Origin of the sequence: Klebsiella sp. H-Nf2, from assembly GCF_002806645.1 — a bacterium.
Lineage (GTDB): Bacteria > Pseudomonadota > Gammaproteobacteria > Enterobacterales > Enterobacteriaceae > Klebsiella > Klebsiella variicola.
Genome location: NZ_PIBL01000004.1, coordinates 304,072 through 325,243 on the forward strand (window position 1 = coordinate 304,072; position 21,172 = coordinate 325,243).

The window sequence follows — 21,172 nt, forward strand, 5'->3', positions numbered from 1 at the left end:
TCCTGCGCCCCGACGAAACCGTTTGCGTAGAAATAAAATGATTCATCAGCTTTATCAATAAATGTGACGACCATCGCGAATAAGTTGCCAACTGGCGCATTCTTAAGCAGAATGCCGCACATTCGACGACAACCTTGCGTTTTTTCCGGACATCGCCTGCTGAGGAACCTGAAGCTGCAGAAGATTAACGCTCTGAAAAAATTAAAGATTAATTATCTGCTGATCGGCATTGTCACCCTTTTGCTGGCGGCGGCCCTGTGGCCGTCAATCCCCTGGTCCAGTAAACCCGAGAACCGGGTGGCGGGCATTATCGCTCGCGGCGAGCTGCGCATCAGCACCATCAACTCGCCGATGACCTTCGCCACCATGAACAATAAAACGTTCGGTCTGGATTATGAACTGGCGAAACAGTTTGCTGACTACCTGGGCGTAACGCTTAAGGTAACCGTCCGGCAGAACATCAGCCAGCTGTTTGACGACCTCGACGACGGTCAGGCCGATATGCTGGCCGCCGGTCTGGTCTATAACCAGGAGCGGGTGAAAAACTACCAGGCCGGCCCCACCTACTATTCTGTTTCCCAACAGCTGGTCTATCGTGTCGGTAATATCCGGCCACGCACTCTCGCGTCGCTGACCGCCGAGCAGCTCACCATCGCTCCGGGCCACGTGGCGATCAACGACCTGCAGGCCTTAAAAGCGGAGAAATACCCGGATCTTGCCTGGCGTGTGGACGAGAAGCGCGGTACCACGGCCCTGATGCAGGCGGTGATTGACGGCAAACTCGATTACACCGTCGCCGACTCGGTGGCCGTCAGCCTGTTTCAGCGCGTCCATCCGGAGCTGGCGGTAGCCCTGGATATCACCGACGAACAGCCGGTCACCTGGTTTAGCGCCCGGGGCGAAGATAATTCGCTGTCGGCGGCGATGCTTGATTTCTTCAATAACATTAATGAAGACGGCACGCTGGCACGCCTGGAGGAAAAATACCTCGGCCACGGCAACGACTTCGATTACGTCGACACCCGCACCTTCCTCCGTGCAGTGGAGAATATTCTCCCGGACGTGCAGCCGCTGTTTGAAAAGTACGCCCGCGAGATTGACTGGCGCCTGTTGGCCGCGATCGCCTGGCAGGAATCCCACTGGGATCCGCAGGCCACCTCCCCCACCGGCGTGCGCGGCATGATGATGCTGACGCGCAATACCGCGCAAAGCCTGGGGCTGACTGACCGGACCGATGCGGCGCAGAGTATCGACGGCGGCATGCGCTATCTGCAGGATATGATGGATAAAGTGCCGGATTCGATCCCGAAAGACGAACGCATCTGGTTTGCGCTGGCTGCTTACAATATGGGCTATGCCCATATGCTGGACGCCATGGCGCTAACCCGCAAACAAAAAGGCAATCCCAACAGCTGGGCAGACGTTAAGCTGCGTTTACCCCTGCTGAGCCAGAAGCCTTATTACAGCAAACTTAAATACGGCTATGCGCGCGGCCATGAGGCCTACGCCTATGTGGAAAACATCCGCAAATACCAGATAAGCCTTGTCGGCTATTTGTCAGAGAAGGAGCGCCAGCAACAGCAAACGCTGGCCCTGGCGGAGGATTACCCGGCCGTGCTGCCGAATGAACTCGAACAGCCGCAGGAAACCACCCTGCCCTTTTTCAAGTTTCGCGCCGATAAGCAGATGGATAATGCCCGGTTAAAACTCCCCGGCCACCTGTATTAACTTTCTCCGGTCTGCTCCCGGGCTTTCTTCAGCGCTTTTTTCTCTTCCCGCCGCCAGCGAAAGAAGTCGCTCAGCATGGTAGAGCAGGACTCCGCCAGCACACCTTCGCTTATTTCAACCCGATGATTCATTCCCGGATGGTGCAGGACATCTATCAGCGAGCCGGCAGCACCGGTCTTGGCATCCCTGGCGCCAAAGACCAGGCGGGCGATACGGCTGTGCACCATGGCGCCAGCACACATGACGCAAGGCTCCAGAGTCACGTACAGCGTGGCGTCGATCAGGCGGTAGTTTTGCAGCACCAGCCCGCCCTGGCGTAAAGCCATAATTTCCGCGTGAGCGGTGGGGTCGTGACGGCCGATCGGCCGGTTCCAGCCCTCGCCGATGACCTGGTTGTTATGCACCAGCACCGCGCCCACCGGCACCTCGCCCTCTTCCCAGGCGCGCTTTGCCAGCGTCAGGGCATGACGCATCCAGTATTCATCATTGATTTCGAGGTCAGACACAGCGGCCACTCCAGCAGAAAAAGCGGGGCGCATTATACATGGGCGCTATCAATTACACACTATTACTCCAGCTGCTGGAGCTCTCCCTGAGGCGTTACCCGCCAGCGATGCTGGCAAAAGCCGAGCAAGGGGTTGTCCTGCTCACTGTCGCTATAGCCGCTGTACAGCCGCAGCGGCGCGCCAATCTTTTTCTCCAGTTGCACCACTTTTTCATGCCCCAGGCAGCGCAGGGTCAATACCCAGCCGCCCCTGCGGCGCGCGGTGCGACTGGCAATCAGATTGACCCGTGGCAGCCAGAGGGTATCACGATAGACCTGCTCCACCAGCGACTGCGGCGAGCCGGTGATCAACCAGACGTCGGCATCGGTGCTGGTCAGGTACGCTGTGAGCCGCGCATGAACCACCGGAAACGCCGTCACATGATGGCGAAACCAGCCGACAAATTCCGCTTCCAGCCGCTTCAGTACCGCCTCACGACGGCCAAAGGTTGATGCCCACAACAGGAGACTCATCGGCCAGCGCGCCGCCCGCCCACAAACCGCCAGACCGACAAGGATCACTGGCACCATCGGCACCACCAGCAGCAGGTTTAGCGGCAGATTACGCAGCAGGTAGCGCAGGAAACTGCCGAACATATCCTGCTGATGCAAGGTTCCATCCAGATCGAAAAACACCACTTTCCGTTCATTGTGCTGCAAACTGCCTCCTTATGTCAGGACTCGCTTCTCGTTAGGTTAAGCTTAACAGCCTTACGCCGCGAAGAGGGAAAACATCCCCTGCCGTTAAGGAAGAATTAAAGTAGCAGGCTAAGGAAAAATTGTGGCTCAAGAATTTTTAATTCGTGGTATACCCCTTATAATCGAATAAAAATTCTGTCAGTCACGAGCCGGACGGCTCCAGCGGAGCTCCAATGAACTGTTTAACGCGTATTCGTCAGCGCTATCCCACCCTGGCGGCGAGCGACAAAAAGTTGGCCGATTATATTCTGAGCCAGCCCGATGAGACCCGGCACCTCAGCTCGCAGCAGCTGGCGGCGGAAGCCGGTGTGAGTCAGTCCAGCGTGGTTAAATTTGCCCAGAAGCTGGGATTCAAAGGCTTTCCGGCGCTGAAGCTGGCCCTCAGTGAGGCTCTGGCGAGCAGCCCGGATCCGCACTCCGTCCCGGTGCATAACCACATTCGTGGTGACGACCCGCTGCGACTGGTGGGCGAGAAACTGATTAAAGACAATGTCGCCGCCATGCATGCTTCACTGGACGTCAACACCGAAGAGACGCTACGGGAAGCGGTCACGCTCCTGCGCAACGCCCGGCGGGTGATCGTCACCGGCATCGGCGCGTCCGGTCTGGTGGCGCGTAACTTTAGCTGGAAGCTGATGAAGATCGGCATCAACGCTGTTTCTGAGCAGGATATGCACGCCCTGCTGGCGACAGTGCAGGCCATGTCCAGCGACGATCTGCTGCTGGCGATCTCTTACTCCGGCGAGCGCCGGGAGATCAATATGGCGGCAGGTGAAGCGCTGCGCGTGGGCTGCAAGATCCTGGCGATCACCGGCTTTAGCCCTAACGCCCTGCAGCAACAGGCAACCCACTGCCTGTATACCATTGCCGAAGAGCAGGCGACGCGTAGCGCGGCCATCTCCTCCACCAGCGCGCAAATGATGCTCACCGACCTGCTATTTATGGGGCTGGTGCAGCAGGATCTGGAGCGGGCGCCCGAGCGCATTCGCCATAGCGAAGCGCTGGTGAAAAAGCTGGTCTGAGCAGAAAATGGGCGTATAATGCCCGCCCTGTTTGTGTTGTTTCTGAGACTTTCCTGATGGCGCTGTTAATTACTAAAAAATGCATCAACTGCGATATGTGCGAACCGGAGTGCCCGAATGAGGCCATTTCGATGGGTGATAGCATTTATGAAATTAACAGCGACCGCTGCACCGAGTGCGTGGGTCATTATGACACGCCAACCTGCCAGAAAGTGTGCCCGATCCCGAATACGATCCTGAAAGATCCGGCACACATCGAGAGTGAAGAACAGCTGTGGGACAAATTCGTGCTGATGCACCACGCGGATAAAATTTAACCGCCCCCTGGCTAGCTTTCGACAATCACCGTGGCGCAGGCGTAGTGGCGTTCATCGGCGAGAGTAACGTGAATAGCGCTTACCCCCATTCGTTCAGCCAAAAGGTTTGCTTCACCCCATAGCCGCAGCTTTGGCTTGCCCAGCTCGTCGTTGTAAACCTCGAACTGGTTAAAAGCCAGTCCGTTACGGATCCCGGTTCCCAGCGCTTTCGCCGCCGCTTCCTTGACCGCAAAGCGTTTCGCCAGGAAACGCACCGGCTGCTGATGCTGCTCCCAGATGCTCCATTCATGGTCGCTCAGCACCCGGCGGGCAAGGCGATCGCCGCTGCGGGCGATCACCGCTTCGATGCGGGCGATCTCGACGATGTCGGTACCCAGCCCGAGAATGGCCATTAGCCGCGCGCTTCCAGCATCAGACGCTTCATTTCCGCGACCGCTTCTTTCAGGCCACTCATCACTGCGCGACCGATAATCGCATGGCCGATATTAAGCTCATGCATTTCCGGCAGCGCAGCAATCGCTTTCACGTTGTGGTAGGTCAGACCGTGGCCAGCATTCACCTTCAGGCCAAGGCTGGCGGCATAGGTGGCCGCTTTGGCAATACGTTCCAGCTCCTTCGCCTGCCCGGCGTCGGTTTTGGCATCGGCATAGCAGCCGGTGTGAATTTCGATATAGGGCGCGCCAACATCCGCCGCCGCTTTGATCTGCTCGTTATCCGCATCGATAAACAGAGAGACCAGGATACCGGCATCCGCCAGGCGTTGGCAGGCATCGCGCATCTTGTCGCGCTGCCCGGCCACGTCCAGTCCGCCTTCGGTGGTGACTTCCTGACGTTTCTCCGGCACCAGGCAGCAGAAGTGCGGTTTGGTTTCGCAGGCGATCGTCAGCATCTCTTCGGTGACCGCCATTTCAAGATTCATCCGGGTGTGCAGCGTCTGGCGCAGGATACGCACATCGCGATCGGTAATATGGCGGCGGTCTTCACGCAGATGCACGGTGATGCCGTCGGCGCCGGCCTGCTCGGCAATGAAAGCTGCCTGAACCGGATCCGGATAGGCGGTGCCGCGCGCGTTACGCAAGGTCGCGATATGGTCAATATTGACCCCTAACAGTAATTCAGCCATGACAATCCTCGTTAATCATTATTCGTATTAGCCGCCCGCACCTTTCGCGCGGGCATAAACTGGCGAAACAATTCCCGGCTCTTGAGCGGTTTGCCGCCGAGATAGGGCTTCAGGGCGATACGGGTAAAGCGCTTTGCGGCGCGCAGCGTATCAACATCCGGAAACTCGCGACTCGCCAACGCTTTCAAATGGTGCCCGGTAAACGTGTTGTTATCAATCACCAGGCTGGCAATAAAGCCCTTTTCTTCGCGATAGCGGTAGGTCATGGCGTCGTCCACCGGCTCGCCGCTGCCGGCGCAGTGAAGAAAATCCACGCCATAGCCCAGGTGCCCGAGCAGCGCCAGCTCAAAACGCCGCAGCGCGGGCTCCGGCGAGCCGCTGGTTCCGGCAAGCGCCTGAATGCAGTGCAGATAGTCAAAAAAGAGTTCGGAGAAGCGTGTTTCGTGCTCCAGAACGCGGGAGATAAGCTCGTTAACGTAGAGGCCGCTGTAAAGGGTGATACCACTGAGCGGCAGCGCCAGCGAGACGGCTTCCGCGCTGCGCAGGGTTTTGACCTCGCCGCGGCCACCGAAGCGAACCAGTAAGGGGGTAAAGGGCTGTAAAGCGCCTTTGAGATTAGAGCGTTTGGAGCGTGCGCCTTTGGCCACCAGGCGCACGCGACCCGATTCTTCCGTGAAGACGTCCAGCATCAGGCTGGTTTCGCTCCACGGTCGGCTATGCAGGACAAAGGCGCGCTGCCATCCATCCACGTTGTGTTAACTCAGAGGTCGTCAACGTAACCGAGACTGCGCAGGGCGCGCTCGTCATCGGCCCAGCCGGATTTCACTTTGACCCACAGCTCGAGGTGTACCGGTGCTTCAAACATGTCCTGCATGTCCTTACGCGCTTCGATACCGATGGTTTTAATTTTGGCGCCTTTGTTGCCAATCACCATCTTCTTCTGCCCTTCGCGCTCGACGAGGATCAGGCCGTTGATATCGTAGCCGCCGCGCTCGTTGGTCACGAAACGTTCGATTTCCACGGTCACGGAGTACGGCAGTTCAGCGCCAAGGAAACGCATCAGTTTTTCACGGATGATTTCAGAGGCCATAAAGCGCTGTGAACGGTCAGTAATATAATCTTCCGGGAAGTGATGGATCGCTTCCGGCAGATGCTTACGCACGATCGCCGCGATGGTATCGACATTGGTGCCGGTTTCCGCAGAGATCGGCACAATGTCGAGGAAGTTCATCTGGCTGGCGAGGAACTGCAGGTGCGGCAATAGCTCCGCTTTGTCCTGCACGTTATCCACCTTGTTGATCGCGAGGATCACAGGTGCTTTCGCGTCACGCAGCTTGTTCAGCACCATCTCGTCGTCTTGCGTCCAGCGAGTGCCTTCCACCACGAAAATGACCAGTTCAACATCGCCAATTGAGCTGCTGGCCGCTTTGTTCATTAAGCGGTTAATCGCGCGCTTCTCTTCCATATGCAGGCCCGGGGTATCGACATAAATCGCCTGATACGGCCCTTCGGTATGGATGCCGACGATGCGGTGACGGGTGGTCTGCGCTTTTCGGGAAGTGATCGAAATCTTCTGTCCCAGCAGCTTGTTCAACAGGGTGGATTTGCCAACGTTTGGACGACCAACGATGGCGACAAATCCGCAATAACTTTTTTCTTCGCTCATTCCAGCTCCAGTTTTTTCAGCGCCTGTTCGGCGGCAGCCTGCTCCGCCTTGCGACGGCTGGAACCTGTGCCAACCACCGGTTCACTCAGGCCACTGACCTGGCAGTGGATAGTAAATTCCTGATCGTGCGCTTCGCCGCGCACCTGGACCACCAGGTAGGACGGCAGCGGCAGATGACGTCCCTGCAGATACTCCTGCAGACGCGTCTTCGGATCCTTTTGCTTATCGCCCGGACTGATTTCGTCCAGACGGGTCTGGTACCAGGAGAGGATTAAGCGTTCAACGTTCTGAATATCGCTGTCGAGGAAAACCCCGCCAATTAACGCTTCAACGGTGTCCGCGAGAATGGATTCGCGACGGAAACCGCCGCTTTTCAGTTCGCCCGGCCCGAGGCGCAGACACTCGCCCAGTTCAAACTCGCGGGCGATTTCCGCCAGCGTGTTGCCACGCACCAGCGTCGCGCGCATACGGCTCATATCGCCTTCGTCCACACGAGGAAAACGATGATAGAGCGCATTCGCGATCACAAAACTTAAAATGGAGTCACCTAAAAACTCCAGGCGCTCATTATGTTTGCTGCTGGCACTGCGGTGAGTTAATGCCTGTTGCAACAGCTCCTGATGATGAAAAGTGTAGCCCAGCTTTCGTTGAAGCCGATTAATTACGATGGGGTTCATGCGTTACCAATAAATGAATGCGTCAAAGATGCAGCACACGAAACCGACCTGAGCATACGCTTCATACAGCAAGTTGAAACAGTCCAATACGCTTTCGTGTGCAGTGTCACTCGGTTGAGCGACAACCAAAAACTTCGGGGGGATATTCTATACGCAACGACACGGGATGTCGTTAGTTTGAATGGATTTAAATATTAAATAATTCACGCCGCTGTGATAACCGCAGCGGCGTGAATTCAACAGAGGAAATTAATGAATTCCACCAATGCGCGATAACCGCACGCCGGTCGGCCATTCACCTTCCTGCTTTTCAAAACTCATCCAGATAGCGGTCGCTTTTCCGACCAGGTTAGCTTCCGGCACAAAGCCCCAGTAGCGGCTGTCGGCGCTGTTATCCCGGTTGTCACCCATCATAAAATACTGACCGGGCGGTACGATCCAGGTGGCCAGCGGCAGGCCGGACTGGTGGTAGTACATCCCAACCTGATCCTGGGCAATCGGCACCATCAGAATACGGTGCGTGACGTCGCCCAGCGTCTCCTGACGCTCGGTCAGACGAATGCCGTCAGCTTTGGTTTCGCCCTTCGGCAACTGCCAGAAACCGCTGGACGCTTCGCCGCCGTTGCTGCGGGAGAAAGTCTGAACGAAATCGCTCGGCTCAACATTGGAATAAGTCACCGGCAGCGCGTTGCCGCAGGCCTGTCCGGAGCTGCAGCCCGGCTGGATAGTGACCTGCTTGGCAACCGGATCGTAGGTGACCTTATCACCCGGTAACCCTACCGCGCGCTTGATGTAGTCAAGACGCGGATCTTCCGGATATTTAAACACCACGATGTCGCCGCGCTTCGGATGACCCGTTTCGATCAGCGTTTTCTGATAGATCGGATCTTTAATGCCGTAAGCGAATTTCTCCACCAGGATGAAATCGCCAATCAGCAGGGTCGGCATCATCGAACCTGACGGGATCTGGAAAGGTTCATAGATAAACGAACGCACAATCAGCACAATCGCCAGCACCGGGAAGACCGAGGCGCCAGTTTCCAGCCAGCCCGGTTTCGGGCCAACTTTCTTCAGCGTTTTCTTGTCCAGCTGCTCGCCGGTCGCTGCCTGAGCAGCGGCCTGACGCTCACGACGTTTTGGTGCGAATATGAACTTATCCAGACACCACAACAGCCCTGTCACAAGGGTCGCAATGACCAAAATCAGGGCAAACATGTTCGCCATGCCAACTCCTTAATTATTTGCCGTCTTTACCAACGTGCAGAATGGCGAGGAACGCTTCCTGCGGCAGTTCAACGTTACCGACCTGTTTCATACGCTTCTTACCGTCTTTCTGCTTCTGCAGCAGCTTTTTCTTACGGCTGACGTCGCCGCCGTAGCATTTCGCCAGGACGTTTTTACGCAGCTGTTTCACGGTGGAACGCGCGATGATGTGGTTGCCGATAGCCGCCTGAATGGCAATATCGAACTGCTGACGCGGGATCAGCTCTTTCATCTTCTCGACCAGTTCGCGACCACGATAAGGGGCGTTGTCATTGTGGGTGATCAGCGCCAGCGCATCGACGCGATCGCCGTTGATCAGCACGTCAACACGCACCATGTTCGAGGCCTGGAAGCGTTTGAAGTTGTAATCCAGCGACGCATAGCCGCGAGAGGTAGACTTCAGACGGTCGAAGAAGTCGAGAACCACTTCCGCCATCGGGATTTCATAGGTCAGCGCCACCTGTTTACCGTGGTAAACCATGTTGGTCTGCACGCCACGCTTCTCGATACACAGGGTGATCACGTTGCCGAGGAACTCCTGCGGCAGCAGCATGTGACACTCGGCGATCGGCTCACGCAGCTCCTGGATATTATTCAGCGGCGGCAGCTTGGACGGGCTGTCGACGTAGATAACTTCTTTGGAGGTCGTTTCCACTTCGTAGACTACCGTCGGCGCCGTGGTAATCAGGTCGAGATCGTACTCACGCTCCAGACGCTCCTGAATGATTTCCATGTGCAACAGGCCGAGGAAGCCGCAGCGGAAGCCGAAGCCCAGCGCCGTTGAGCTTTCTGGCTCATAGAACAAGGAAGCATCGTTCAGACTCAGTTTACCCAGCGCATCGCGGAAGTTTTCATAGTCATCAGAACTCACCGGGAACAGACCGGCGTAGACCTGCGGCTTCACTTTTTTGAAGCCTGGCAGCGCTTTATCCGCTGGATTACGGGCGGCGGTCAGGGTATCGCCCACCGGCGCGCCGAGGATGTCTTTAATGGCGCAAACCAGCCAACCTACCTCGCCGCATTTCAGCTCGGTACGGTCAACCTGTTTCGGGGTAAAGATGCCCAGGCGGTCAGCGTTATAGACCTGGCCGGTGCTCATCACCTTAATTTTGTCGCCTTTGCGCATGGTGCCGTTTTTAATACGCACCAGCGACACGACGCCTAAGTAGTTATCGAACCAGGAGTCGATAATCAGCGCCTGCAGCGGCGCGTCCGGATCGCCTTCCGGCGGCGGAATGTCGCGCACCAGACGTTCCAGCACATCCGGCACGCCAACACCGGTTTTCGCTGAACAGCGAACCGCGTCGTGGGCGTCGATACCGACGATGTCTTCAATCTCGTCCGCTACGCGCTCAGGGTCGGCCGCAGGCAGGTCGATCTTGTTGAGCACCGGAACGACTTCGAGGTCCATCTCCATGGCGGTGTAGCAGTTGGCCAGGGTCTGGGCTTCTACGCCCTGCCCGGCATCCACCACCAACAGCGCGCCTTCGCACGCGGCGAGGGAACGAGAAACTTCATAAGAGAAGTCCACATGGCCTGGGGTGTCGATAAAGTTCAGTTGATAGGTCTCACCGTCGTTGGCCTTGTAGTCCAGAGTGACACTCTGCGCCTTGATGGTGATCCCGCGCTCGCGCTCAAGATCCATGGAGTCCAGAACCTGGGCTTCCATTTCACGATCAGAAAGGCCACCGCAAATCTGGATGATACGGTCAGACAGCGTCGACTTACCGTGGTCGATGTGAGCGATGATCGAAAAGTTACGTATATTCTTCATATTTAGAGTTAATTATGCCTTACGAGTATCATGAGGCCGCTGTACTGTGCCTGACGTTTTTTAATCCGAAAACGCCGCATTCTACACTACATCCGTGAAACCAGGAAATGCTGTTAGATCCAGCATAACGGCAGAAATTGTGGCGTTGTAACAGGAAGAGTAAATAAAGGTGAAGGACAGTGAAATCACTGCCCCATTTCAGAGGAAGGCGTATCAACACGCAGTAGATCAGGCGGCAAACCGACGCTTAAAATCACCGGCTGCCATGACTGGCGAGCAGCCAGCTGCGGCGACAGACCGCGCGCCACCAGGAAGCCGCCGACGCCGCCCAACAACGCACCGCAAAGTGACGCGATATCGCTGGCAAACAGCACCTGGAAAATGGACGCCATCATAAACAGCCCCACCAGCGGCGCCATATAGACGAGCAGCGCTGAGCCCAGCAAGCTGCTTTCGGCGATCCCCAACTCCACTTTTTGCCCCGCTGCCAACGGCTGCTCGCAGGGCACGCTAATGGTATGGCTGGTCTGCGGTCCCAGCTTGTTTAACACCCTGCTACCACAGCCGGCACGGGAAGCGCAGCTGCTGCAGGAGGCTTTAACGTCGCAGTGCACCTGCGCCACGCCGTTATGCCAGGAAACCACGGTGGCCCACTCTTTAATCATTGTACTGCCTTGAATTTAATACTGTCAGCGATACGCTTCGCCGTCTGCGGCGGCAGTTCGCCCACCACGGTGATCTCCGCGTTATCACGTACTGTCGTGCTGACGGTGCGTCGGCCGGTACGCAACAGCTGGTCGCTGCTGGCCGCCGTGGCGCGGTTAATATTGATCGAGAAGCTGAACAAGCCATCGGAATAGAGACGCGATTCGACGGGACCGTCAAAAGTGGGCAGACGGCGCTGACTGCTGGAAACTTCAGTCATCCCCTGGGGAAGCCACGTCGGAGCCCAGTTGAAGTTGGCTTTGTCGCCCCCTTCAGGGACGGACAGCTGCGGGGGTAGATTCGCTTTTGCCAGCGTCTCCATGCTGGCGCTGACGTTGTCGCCAACGTTGAAGGAGACAACCCGGAACTGCTCGAGCGTTTCGCCGTCGCGGTCGAGCAAATCGACGCGCAGCGGCAGTTTGGTCTCGGCGTCCAGCCAGGCGATAAAGCTATAGCGCGTACCGTCGCGAGCTACGACGCGGATCACGTCACAGAGGCGGTCAGCGATACGGGTACGGCCAACGGAGATAAAATCATACGCCGCGGAGAGGCGTTTGAAATCGCTGTAAACTAACGACGGCAGCGAATCGACGATATAGTCGCCGTTCAGGGTAAACGGATCGAGACCGGGTTCAAAATAGCTGATTTCCGTGCCGCGCAGGACCACTTCCCGGCGCGGACCGTCCAACTGCAGCAGCTGCGCCAGCGGTTGATTGTTCAGTCGCGCATGACGATAGCGCAGCGACTCAACGCCTTGTTTATTGATGCTGACGAAAGACAGCTCATAATTGAGGGACTGGCTGGCCAGGTTCATCTGCTGCAACAACGCCCCGGACGATGTATCAGCCGAGGCGTTGACAGAGAACAACAGGCTGCCTGCCATGAGCGACATGGCACACCAAAGTTGCTTCATTACTGCGATTGCGTTCCTAAAGTTTGATAACCCGGCACCTGGACTGCTGCCTGCTGAGTCTGGGCCTGGCCAAACTGCAGCTGCTCAGCGTGCAGGCGGCGCTGCAGTTCATAGTCCTGCAACATGGCGTTAATCCGGCGGCGCTGTTCCTGGACCTGCGCCTGCTGGCCGCTACCTGCTGATGCGTCAGCCGGTACGCCAAGGCTTACCGGGCTCGCTTTACCCATCATCGGCAGGGTATTGAACACTGGCGCCTCTGGCTGCTGAGTCGCATCAGACTGCCCATTATAGTGCTGGACGCCGACGATAACCGCAAGCGATACGCAGGCGGCAACGCCCATTTGGGTGAGTGAGCTGGCCCATGGACGCACTTTGTTCCAGAACGGCATCTGCCGCCACTGGTGCGGTGCGGGCTGAGATTCAGGAATAAGCGGCGCCGTCTGACGAACGGGCTCATTTTCAATGGCGGCCATCACCCGGGCGGAGATATCGAATTGCAGCACCTCTGCGGTATCGCCACGCAGCGTATCGCGAATGAGGTGATAACTCTCCCAGGTTTTTTGCATCTCAGAGGAACGGCTCAACTCGTTGAGCAGTTCTTTATCCAGCGTTTCACCATCCATTAAAGCCGAAAGTTGTTCTTTCTGCATGCCTGATACCCTTTTCCAGTATTCCGCTATCGTCAACGCCTGATAAGCGGTTGAACTTTATTATCAATAGCTTCTCGCGCCCGGAAGATACGCGAACGCACCGTCCCAACCGGACAATCCATGATAGCGGCTATCTCTTCATAGCTCAGGCCATCCAGCTCCCGTAACGTAATTGCCATGCGTAAATCTTCCGGGAGCGATTCAATGGTACGAAAAACTATTTGTCTCAGTTCTTCTGACAACATTAAGTTCTCAGGGTTCGAAATTTCTTTCAACGCCCCGCCGCTTTCGAAGTTTTCCGCCTCGTTGGCGTCAACATCGCTGGACGGCGGACGGCGTCCCTGAGCAACCAGATAATTCTTCGCCGTGTTGACGGCGATACGGTATAACCAGGTGTAAAAAGCGCTATCTCCCCGGAAAGAGTCCAGCGCACGCCATGCCTTAACGAACGATTCCTGAACAACGTCAGCGATATCGCCCGGCGGTACATAGCGGGAAACCAGACTCGCGACCTTATGCTGATAGCGCACCACCAGCAAATTAAACGCTTTCTGATCTCCTTTCTGGACCCGTTCAACAAGGACCTGATCCGTTAACTGCTCGCTCATCCGAGGTAATGTCTCCCCAAACCCAATTCCCATGCGTCTTCAAAACACCACCCAAAATCTGCATTATGAGCAAGCTGACTGTTGGAGTGCATGAAAACAATAAAGTTCCGTTACGCTTTTGTTTTTTGTCTGGCAACGGCGGCAGATCGTTATCAATCATTATATGCCCAGGTTGCTAAACAACAGGTTAGTCAATAAGAAAAAGCGCAGGCCCGACTGAAGGGTATCGTAACACAGTGTTTATTTCACTATAAAATCCAATGCTAACAACCTGCTCCACTTCTCTTTTTTACCGCACAACGCCCCTTTTCCCGGCCCCTTCTGTTTAGCCGTCACAACACCAGGCAAAAAAAATGTACGATTCCTCACGCGCTGGTGCTATTGTGAGCTAAATGTGTTTAGTAAATTAAACAAAGACGATGAATACCACTCCTGACTTCTCTTGTGATGTGTTGATTATCGGCAGCGGCGCTGCCGGTCTCTCTCTCGCGCTGCGCCTGGCGGAGCACAGTTCGGTGACGGTGCTGAGTAAAGGGCCGATCAGCGAAGGTTCTACGTTCTATGCGCAGGGCGGAATTGCCGCCGTCTTTGATGAGACGGACAGTATCGAATCCCATGTTGAAGATACGCTGATCGCCGGCGCGGGACTCTGCGATCGCCATGCGGTCACCTTCGTCGCCAGCAACGCCAGGCCGTGCGTACAATGGCTTATCGATCAGGGCGTGCTGTTTGACACCCAGGTTCAGGCCAATGGCGAAGAGAGCTACCATCTTACTCGCGAAGGAGGTCACAGCCATCGACGCATTCTTCACGCCGCCGATGCTACCGGCAAAGCGGTAGAGACGACGCTGGTCGATAAAGCCCTTGCCCATCCAAATATCCGCATCATTGAGCGCAGCAATGCCGTTGATTTGATCGTATCGGATAAGATTGGCCTGTCGGGCACGCGCCGGGTGGTCGGGGCCTGGATCTGGAACCGCAATAAAGAGCGGGTGGAAACCTGCAGCGCGAAGGCGGTAGTGCTTGCGACCGGCGGGGCTGCCAAGGTTTATCAATATACCACTAACCCCGACGTCTCTTCCGGAGACGGTATTGCGATGGCCTGGCGGGCGGGCTGCCGGGTAGCCAATCTCGAATTCAACCAGTTCCACCCCACCGCACTGTATCATCCACAGGCACGTAATTTCCTGCTTACTGAAGCGCTGCGCGGCGAAGGCGCCCACCTTAAACGCCCGGACGGCACCCGCTTTATGCCGGACTTTGACGAGCGCGGCGAGCTGGCCCCGCGCGATATCGTCGCCCGCGCCATCGACCATGAAATGAAGCGCCTGGGCGTTGACTGTATGTTCCTTGATATCAGCCATAAACCCGAGGCGTTTGTTCGCCAGCACTTCCCGATGATTTACGAAAAGCTGCTCGGCCTGGGAATTGATTTAACCAAAGATCCGGTGCCGGTCGTCCCCGCCGCGCATTACACCTGCGGCGGCGTGATGGTGGATGATAATGGCCGCACCGATGTCGATGGCTTATACGCCATCGGCGAAGTCAGCTATACCGGGCTGCACGGCGCGAACCGCATGGCCTCAAATTCGCTGCTGGAATGTCTGGTCTACGGTTGGTCCGCCGCCGAGGACATTGCCCGGCGCCTGCCGCTGGCCCAGAAGGTCACCACCCTGCCGGCGTGGGATGAAAGTCAGGTGGAGATCCCGGATGAACTGGTGGTTATCCAGCACAACTGGCATGAGCTGCGCCTGCTGATGTGGGATTACGTGGGCATTGTGCGCACGACGCGCAGACTGGAGCGCGCCCTGCGGCGCATTACCATGTTGCAGCAAGAGCTGGATGAGTATTACGCCCGCTTCCGCGTCTCGAATAATCTGCTGGAGCTGCGCAATCTGGTGCAGGTGGCGGAGCTTATCGTACGCTGTGCGATGTTGCGTAAGGAGAGCCGCGGACTGCACTATACCCTCGACTATCCGCAGCCGCTGCCGAACAGCGGCCCCTCAATACTGTCCCCTCTGGCTCACATAAAGAGATAAAAATCCTCGGTCAGAGCAGTAAACCCTTCGGAGTACTGCTGCTCTGGCCCGCGGATCGCCAGCCTGTCGCTGAAACACTCTCCTGCCGTTGGGGAGAAAGCCAGCAGCACCCGGTGCGGCGGCCGCAGTTCAGTCTCCGCCACGTCAGTGCGCAGTCGCAAATTCCACCCCATCGCCGTTGCCCGCTCGATAAACGCATTACCGATATCCACCGGCAGCACCACGCAAAAAAATCCTTCTTCGGTGATATGCTCTGCGGCACAGGTCAGCAGGGAAGCGTGATCGAGCGTCGTGGTATATCGCGCCTGCTCCCGCTGCGAGGTAGCGCATGGCACCCCTTCGGCAAAAAAAGGCGGGTTACTGATTATCAGTTCATAGCGCCGGGTCTGCGACGGCTGCCACTGATGAATATCGGCCTGGCAGACTTCTATGCGCGAAGACCATGGCGACGCGATGGCATTTTCCCGCGCCTGAGCGGCTGCCTCCTCGTCCAGTTCGACCGCATCGACATGCACTTCATGGCCGGTACGCTGGGCGAGCATTAGCGCCAGCAGGCCGCTGCCCGCGCCAATATCCAGCACATGCTTCACCCCGGCAATCGGCGCCCAGGCACCAAGCAAAATGCCATCAGTGCCCACCTTCATCGCGCAACGATCGTGGGCGACAAAGAACTGTTTGAAGGTAAAACCATTGCGCGGCAGCGCAAACTTCGACTGAGACATCCTCAATAACCTTGCCGACAAAAACTCCTGAACGTAAGGCTATGCACAATACCGGAGAACAGATAGCCTTACAAACAGATGAACATTACGTCAGTAACGTCTATAATCGGCGGCCCACTCAGAGGTAGAACATGACTGTAACGACTTTTTCCGAACTTGAACTCGACGAAAACCTGCTGGAGGCCCTCCAGGATAAAGGTTTCACTCGCCCGACAGCCATTCAGGCCGCCGCTATTCCGCCTGCGCTCGATGGCCGTGACATTCTCGGTTCAGCGCCGACCGGCACCGGTAAAACGGCGGCGTATCTGCTGCCAGCGTTGCAGCACCTGCTCGATTTCCCGCGTAAGAAATCCGGCCCGCCGCGTATTCTTATCCTGACGCCGACCCGCGAGCTGGCGATGCAGGTGGCTGACCACGCCCGCGAGCTGGCGAAGCATACCCATCTGGACATCGCCACCATTACCGGCGGCGTTGCGTACATGAACCACGCGGAAGTGTTCAGCGAAAACCAGGATATCGTGGTCGCTACCACCGGTCGCCTGCTGCAATATATTAAAGAAGAGAACTTTGACTGCCGCGCCGTCGAGACCCTGATCCTCGATGAAGCTGACCGCATGCTGGACATGGGCTTTGCCCAGGATATCGAAACCATCGCCGGTGAAACCCGCTGGCGCAAGCAGACCATGCTGTTCTCCGCGACGCTGGAAGGCGATGCGATCAAAGATTTTGCCGAGCGTCTGCTGGAAGAGCCGGTTGAAGTCTCCGCCACCCCATCGACCCGCGAACGTAAAAAAATACATCAGTGGTACTATCGCGCCGACGATATCGAGCATAAAACCGCGCTGCTGATTAATTTGCTGAAGCAGCCGGAAGCAACCCGCTCCATCGTCTTTGTTCGTAAGCGTGAGCGCGTTCACGAACTGGCCGCTAAGCTGCACGAAGCAGGGATCACCACCTGCTGGCTGGAAGGCGAGATGGTGCAGATTAAGCGCAACGAAGCGATTAAACGCCTGACCGATGGTCGCGTGAACGTGCTGATCGCCACCGACGTCGCCGCGCGCGGTATTGATATCCCGGATGTCAGCCACGTGTTTAACTTCGACATGCCGCGCACCGCCGATACCTATTTGCACCGTATCGGTCGTACCGGCCGCGCCGGTAAAAAAGGCATCGCTATTTCGCTGGTTGAAGCGCATGACCACCTGCTGCTGGGCAAAATCGGCCGCTATGTTGAAGAACCGCTGAAGGCCCGCGTGATTGATGAACTGCGACCGAAAACCCGCGCGCCGAGCGAGAAGTTAACCGGTAAACCGTCGAAGAAAGTGTTGGCGAAGCGCGCCGAGAAAAAAGAGAAAGAAAAAGAGAAACCGCGGGTGAAGAAACGCCACCGCGATACGAAAAATATCGGTAAGCGCCGTAAACCAAGCGCTACCGGGACGCCATCAACGTCCAACGAAGAGTAAAAAAAACGCCGGGATATCCCGGCGTTTTCACATCTGGCTTCAGCCTTACAGGCTTTCGGTAAAGGTACGGGCGATGACGTCGCGCTGCTGTTCCGGAGTCAGAGAGTTGAAGCGTACCGCGTAGCCGGATACACGGATGGTCAGCTGCGGGTATTTTTCCGGATGCTCAACCGCGTCCAGCAGGGTTTCGCGACGCAGCACGTTAACGTTCAGGTGCTGGCCGCCTTCCACGCGAACTTCTGGTTTCACGTCCACCGGGATTTCACGGTATTCGATTTCACCCAGTTTGCTCACTGCAACCACGTCATCTTCCGCAAAACCACCTTTGGCACACAGGCAGCGCGCTTCGCCTTTTTCGCTATCCAGCAGCCAGAAAGAGTTCAGCAGGTCGTCGTTTGCCGCTTTAGTAATTTGGATACCAGTAATCATTTGATGCCTCCCAGGCAGTGTTTATTCGATTTTGGCCTCTTCGCGGCCAATTGGTAAAACCATTGTTGTATGAGTGTATATATATCAGCCGCACCCGCGGCATTCCTTGATATAAATCAATAAAAACCACTCATACAAAGTGGGTATAGGGGGATTTTATTGTTTTACATCAAGTTACGCCATGGGATGTCATAAATAATTTTGTAAATTTTCAATTTTTTTTGCATAAAAGCCCTCCTCAAGCCGTGCCGATTTTGTTCTGTAGAAAGAAGCCGTTAAGCTATAGCGATGACCCTTTGCAGGAGAGCAAGATGAGCACCCCTTTAACCTGGCATGACGTGCTGGCGGATGAAAAGCAACAACCCTATTTTCTCAATACTCTGAAGACCGTCGCCGAAGAGCGCCAGTCCGGGATCACCATCTACCCACCGCAAAAAGACGTCTTCAATGCGTTTCGCTTTACCGAACTGGGCGACGTCAAAGTCGTCATTCTCGGCCAGGATCCCTATCACGGCCCGGGTCAGGCGCACGGTCTGGCGTTCTCGGTTCGCCCGGGCGTCGCGATCCCGCCATCGCTCTTGAACATGTACAAAGAGCTGGAGGCCACGATCCCCGGCTTTACCCGCCCCACTCACGGTTACCTCGAAAGCTGGGCGCGCCAGGGCGTGCTTCTGCTTAATACGGTTCTGACCGTCCGCGCCGGGCAGGCGCACTCGCACGCCAGCCTCGGCTGGGAGACCTTTACCGATAAGGTAATCGCATTAATCAATGAGCATTGCGAGGGGGTGGTATTCCTGCTGTGGGGTTCTCACGCGCAGAAGAAAGGCGCGATTATCGATCGTCAGCGCCACTGCGTGCTAAAGGCGCCGCACCCGTCGCCGCTCTCTGCGCATCGCGGTTTCTTTGGCAGTAACCATTTCGTACAGACCAACCAGTGGCTGGCTGACCGCGGCGAAGCGCCGATTGACTGGATGCCGGTCCTTCCCGCAGAAAGCGAGTGATCGAGCCATAAAAAAAGCCAGCATCAGCTGGCTTTTTCGCATTCAGGCAGGCGAATTACGCCTTGTTCTGACGCCACCATTCTGCCAGCAGGACGCCGGTCGCCACAGAGACGTTCAGGCTTTCGACATTGCCGGTACCGTCGATGGCGACGCTGAGATCAGAGCTGGAAATCGCCGCATCGGACAGACCATCACGCTCCTGGCCCAACACCAGCACCATTTTCTTCGGCAGCTCGGCTTTAAACAGCGGCGTACCATTATGGCTGGACGTTGAGACAATCGCGTAGCCCGCTTTGCGGAACTGATCCAGGGTATCGATAAAGCTGTCGCCGGTGATCGGCTCAACATGCTCCGCACCGCCCTCTGCCGTACGGATCGCCGCCCCGGACTCCAGCACGCCAGCATCCTGAACTACCACGCCCTTCACGCCGAAGTGCGCGCAGCTGCGCATGATCGCCCCGAGGTTGTGCGGGTTACCCACATCTTCCAGCGCCAGAACGCAATCTTCTTCTGCCGCCTTCGCGACCCACTGGGCGACAGAGGTGCCGTGGCGTTTTTTGATCAGGAAGCAGACGCCGCCGTGATGCTCGGTGCCGGAGGCTTTCGCCAGCTCAGCTTCGTCCACCACGTGATAGGCCTTACGGTTGGCCGCCATCCAGCGCAGCGCTTCTTTAAAGCGTGGCGTGACGCTCTGGATAAACCAGGCGCGAACAATGGCATCCGGACGGCTCAGGAACAGGGCCTGACAGGCATTTTCGCCATACACGCGGGTTTCTTCCGCACGCTGACGACGCAGCACTTCCGGATCGATAAAGCTCTTCCCGCTGATCCCGCCGTGATCTTCTTTTACCGGCGTCTCATCGCCAGGGGCACGGGAAACGGTGCGCCATGGGGACGCATCGTCGCGATGAAAATCATCACGCTTACGGTCGTCACGTTTGCGGTCGTCACGTTTGCGATCGTCGCCGCGGCTGTTTCGTTCATCGCGCGCAGGGCGGCTGCGGCCGTCAACACGAGATTTTCCTGGACGACCTCCCCCTTTCCCGGTTCGTGGGTTATGGGTACGTTTGTCAGAATCATCATCACTGCGGACATACATCACTTTGACCTTGCCGCTTTTATTTTTCAGTTCGTCGCTCATCAATTTTCTCCACCTGCGCTGCGCGAAGCGCGCAGATTACCCGATGTGTCATCGCTTAGCCATGATTTCGTTTAAAAGCCGGCCTCTATTGCACTCATCGAACAAAACGCATTGTCCTTAAATAACACTTAATCGATAATATGTAACATCACAGAAACATATCGGCCACGTGCCACGTTGCAACCCATAACCAGAGGTTAGTTATGAATACCGTTTGTGCCAGTTGTCAGGCTCTGAACCGCCTCCCGGACGATCGTAGCGCGGATGGCGCAAAGTGCGGACGCTGCGGTCACGATCTTTTTGACGGCGACGTCATCAACGCGACCGGGGCAACGCTGGATAAACTCTTAAAGGACGATCTGCCGGTCGTTGTCGATTTCTGGGCGCCATGGTGCGGCCCCTGCCGTAGCTTCGCGCCGATCTTTGAAGATGTCGCGGAAGAGCGTAGCGGGAAGATGCGTTTTGTGAAAGTCAACACCGAAGCGGAACGTGAGCTTAGCGCCCGGTTTCGTATCCGCAGCATCCCGACCATTATGATGTTCAAAAATGGCGAAGTGATCGACATGCTCAATGGCGCGGTGCCAAAAGCGCCATTTGACAGCTGGCTGAACGAAGCCGGCCAACAATAATCCTTCCGGGGCACTGCTTGTGCCCCGTTTTCACCTCTGCGACAATAGCGTTTTTCACT

24 protein-coding genes are annotated in these 21,172 nt (G+C 56.5%); 7 read left to right on the forward strand and 17 right to left on the reverse strand.

Annotated elements, in window-relative coordinates; genetic code table 11:
- The first annotated feature begins 111 nt into the window (after positions 1 to 111).
- Positions 112 to 1,728, forward strand: coding sequence for a membrane-bound lytic murein transglycosylase MltF (gene mltF, locus CWM58_RS13720; protein ID WP_100681120.1), 1,617 nt, complete (start codon positions 112 to 114; stop codon positions 1,726 to 1,728).
- Here mltF and tadA read toward each other — a convergent pair.
- Both tadA and yfhb read right to left on the reverse strand, forming a co-directional pair.
- Positions 1,725 to 2,234 carry a tRNA adenosine(34) deaminase TadA gene (tadA, locus tag CWM58_RS13725; protein WP_061153647.1) on the reverse strand — a complete coding sequence of 170 codons (510 nt, stop codon included), beginning with the start codon at positions 2,232 to 2,234 and terminating at the stop codon, positions 1,725 to 1,727. The genes mltF and tadA overlap by 4 nt on opposite strands.
- A gap of 62 nt (positions 2,235 to 2,296) precedes the next feature.
- Entirely contained in the window at positions 2,297 to 2,908 is a 612-nt protein-coding gene (yfhb, locus tag CWM58_RS13730) for a phosphatidylglycerophosphatase C (protein WP_218057855.1), read from the reverse strand.
- 236 nt (positions 2,909 to 3,144) lie between these two features.
- Between yfhb and CWM58_RS13735 the strand changes: the two genes are divergently transcribed.
- Positions 3,145 to 3,993 carry a MurR/RpiR family transcriptional regulator gene (locus CWM58_RS13735; protein ID WP_004144349.1) on the forward strand — a complete coding sequence of 283 codons (849 nt, stop codon included), beginning with the start codon at positions 3,145 to 3,147 and terminating at the stop codon, positions 3,991 to 3,993.
- A 56-nt stretch (positions 3,994 to 4,049) separates the two neighbouring features.
- A complete protein-coding gene (locus CWM58_RS13740; RefSeq protein WP_047373197.1) occupies positions 4,050 to 4,310 on the forward strand; it encodes a YfhL family 4Fe-4S dicluster ferredoxin in 261 nt (86 codons plus the stop codon).
- Between the two features lie 11 nt (positions 4,311 to 4,321).
- Here CWM58_RS13740 and acpS read toward each other — a convergent pair whose 3' ends face one another.
- From acpS to rseD, 12 genes are all read right to left on the reverse strand, one after another.
- A complete protein-coding gene (acpS, locus tag CWM58_RS13745) occupies positions 4,322 to 4,702 on the reverse strand; it encodes a holo-ACP synthase (protein ID WP_004144351.1) in 381 nt (126 codons plus the stop codon).
- Entirely contained in the window at positions 4,702 to 5,433 is a 732-nt protein-coding gene (gene pdxJ, locus CWM58_RS13750; RefSeq protein ID WP_042948161.1) for a pyridoxine 5'-phosphate synthase, read from the reverse strand. Before pdxJ ends, acpS begins: the two co-directional genes overlap by 1 nt.
- Positions 5,434 to 5,444: 11 nt before the next feature.
- Positions 5,445 to 6,182: a DNA repair protein RecO gene (gene recO, locus CWM58_RS13755; RefSeq protein WP_074387838.1), complete on the reverse strand. Its 738-nt coding sequence runs from the start codon at positions 6,180 to 6,182 to the stop codon at positions 5,445 to 5,447.
- Between the two features lie 11 nt (positions 6,183 to 6,193).
- Positions 6,194 to 7,099 (reverse strand): GTPase Era, encoded by a 906-nt coding sequence (gene era, locus CWM58_RS13760; protein WP_061153644.1) that lies wholly within the window; start codon positions 7,097 to 7,099, stop codon positions 6,194 to 6,196.
- Positions 7,096 to 7,776 carry a ribonuclease III gene (gene rnc, locus CWM58_RS13765; RefSeq protein ID WP_002914065.1) on the reverse strand — a complete coding sequence of 227 codons (681 nt, stop codon included), beginning with the start codon at positions 7,774 to 7,776 and terminating at the stop codon, positions 7,096 to 7,098. Before rnc ends, era begins: the two co-directional genes overlap by 4 nt.
- Positions 7,777 to 8,025: 249 nt before the next feature.
- Complete coding sequence (lepB, locus tag CWM58_RS13775; RefSeq protein WP_008803766.1) at positions 8,026 to 9,000, reverse strand: signal peptidase I; 975 nt, start codon at positions 8,998 to 9,000, stop codon at positions 8,026 to 8,028.
- Positions 9,001 to 9,013: 13 nt separating this feature from the next.
- Complete coding sequence (gene lepA, locus CWM58_RS13780; protein ID WP_061153643.1) at positions 9,014 to 10,813, reverse strand: translation elongation factor 4; 1,800 nt, start codon at positions 10,811 to 10,813, stop codon at positions 9,014 to 9,016.
- 185 nt (positions 10,814 to 10,998) lie between these two features.
- The gene (gene rseC, locus CWM58_RS13785) at positions 10,999 to 11,478 is read right to left on the reverse strand and encodes a SoxR-reducing system protein RseC (protein ID WP_061153642.1); all 480 of its coding nucleotides are present in this window, start codon (positions 11,476 to 11,478) and stop codon (positions 10,999 to 11,001) included.
- The gene (gene rseB / locus CWM58_RS13790; RefSeq protein WP_061153641.1) at positions 11,475 to 12,431 is read right to left on the reverse strand and encodes a sigma-E factor regulatory protein RseB; all 957 of its coding nucleotides are present in this window, start codon (positions 12,429 to 12,431) and stop codon (positions 11,475 to 11,477) included. Before rseB ends, rseC begins: the two co-directional genes overlap by 4 nt.
- Positions 12,431 to 13,081 (reverse strand): anti-sigma-E factor RseA, encoded by a 651-nt coding sequence (gene rseA, locus CWM58_RS13795; protein WP_008803762.1) that lies wholly within the window; start codon positions 13,079 to 13,081, stop codon positions 12,431 to 12,433. The genes rseB and rseA overlap by 1 nt, the downstream gene beginning before the upstream one ends.
- A gap of 32 nt (positions 13,082 to 13,113) precedes the next feature.
- A complete protein-coding gene (gene rpoE / locus CWM58_RS13800) occupies positions 13,114 to 13,689 on the reverse strand; it encodes an RNA polymerase sigma factor RpoE (RefSeq protein WP_002914074.1) in 576 nt (191 codons plus the stop codon).
- Positions 13,686 to 13,781 carry a rpoE leader peptide RseD gene (gene rseD, locus CWM58_RS29535; RefSeq protein WP_121980491.1) on the reverse strand — a complete coding sequence of 32 codons (96 nt, stop codon included), beginning with the start codon at positions 13,779 to 13,781 and terminating at the stop codon, positions 13,686 to 13,688. The genes rpoE and rseD overlap by 4 nt, the downstream gene beginning before the upstream one ends.
- Before the next feature lie 327 nt (positions 13,782 to 14,108).
- On the opposite strand from rseD, the gene nadB reads away from it, so the two are divergent.
- The gene (nadB, locus tag CWM58_RS13805; protein WP_061153640.1) at positions 14,109 to 15,728 is read left to right on the forward strand and encodes an L-aspartate oxidase; all 1,620 of its coding nucleotides are present in this window, start codon (positions 14,109 to 14,111) and stop codon (positions 15,726 to 15,728) included.
- Here the strand turns inward: nadB and trmN are convergent.
- A complete protein-coding gene (gene trmN / locus CWM58_RS13810; RefSeq protein ID WP_100681121.1) occupies positions 15,713 to 16,450 on the reverse strand; it encodes a tRNA(1)(Val) (adenine(37)-N(6))-methyltransferase TrmN in 738 nt (245 codons plus the stop codon). The two genes, nadB and trmN, sit on opposite strands and share 16 nt — an antisense overlap.
- Positions 16,451 to 16,581: 131 nt before the next feature.
- On the opposite strand from trmN, the gene srmB reads away from it, so the two are divergent.
- Entirely contained in the window at positions 16,582 to 17,913 is a 1,332-nt protein-coding gene (gene srmB, locus CWM58_RS13815) for an ATP-dependent RNA helicase SrmB (RefSeq protein ID WP_061153638.1), read from the forward strand.
- A 45-nt stretch (positions 17,914 to 17,958) separates the two neighbouring features.
- On the opposite strand, the gene grcA is transcribed toward srmB, so the two are convergent.
- Positions 17,959 to 18,342, reverse strand: coding sequence for an autonomous glycyl radical cofactor GrcA (gene grcA / locus CWM58_RS13820; RefSeq protein ID WP_002914084.1), 384 nt, complete (start codon positions 18,340 to 18,342; stop codon positions 17,959 to 17,961).
- A 311-nt stretch (positions 18,343 to 18,653) separates the two neighbouring features.
- On the opposite strand from grcA, the gene ung reads away from it, so the two are divergent.
- Positions 18,654 to 19,343 (forward strand): uracil-DNA glycosylase, encoded by a 690-nt coding sequence (gene ung, locus CWM58_RS13825; RefSeq protein WP_061153637.1) that lies wholly within the window; start codon positions 18,654 to 18,656, stop codon positions 19,341 to 19,343.
- 55 nt (positions 19,344 to 19,398) lie between these two features.
- Here ung and CWM58_RS13830 read toward each other — a convergent pair whose 3' ends face one another.
- Positions 19,399 to 20,484 (reverse strand): tRNA/rRNA methyltransferase, encoded by a 1,086-nt coding sequence (locus tag CWM58_RS13830; RefSeq protein ID WP_061153636.1) that lies wholly within the window; start codon positions 20,482 to 20,484, stop codon positions 19,399 to 19,401.
- Positions 20,485 to 20,687: 203 nt separating this feature from the next.
- On the opposite strand from CWM58_RS13830, the gene trxC reads away from it, so the two are divergent.
- Entirely contained in the window at positions 20,688 to 21,113 is a 426-nt protein-coding gene (gene trxC / locus CWM58_RS13835; RefSeq protein WP_002914091.1) for a thioredoxin TrxC, read from the forward strand.
- Positions 21,114 to 21,172 lie beyond the last annotated feature (59 nt).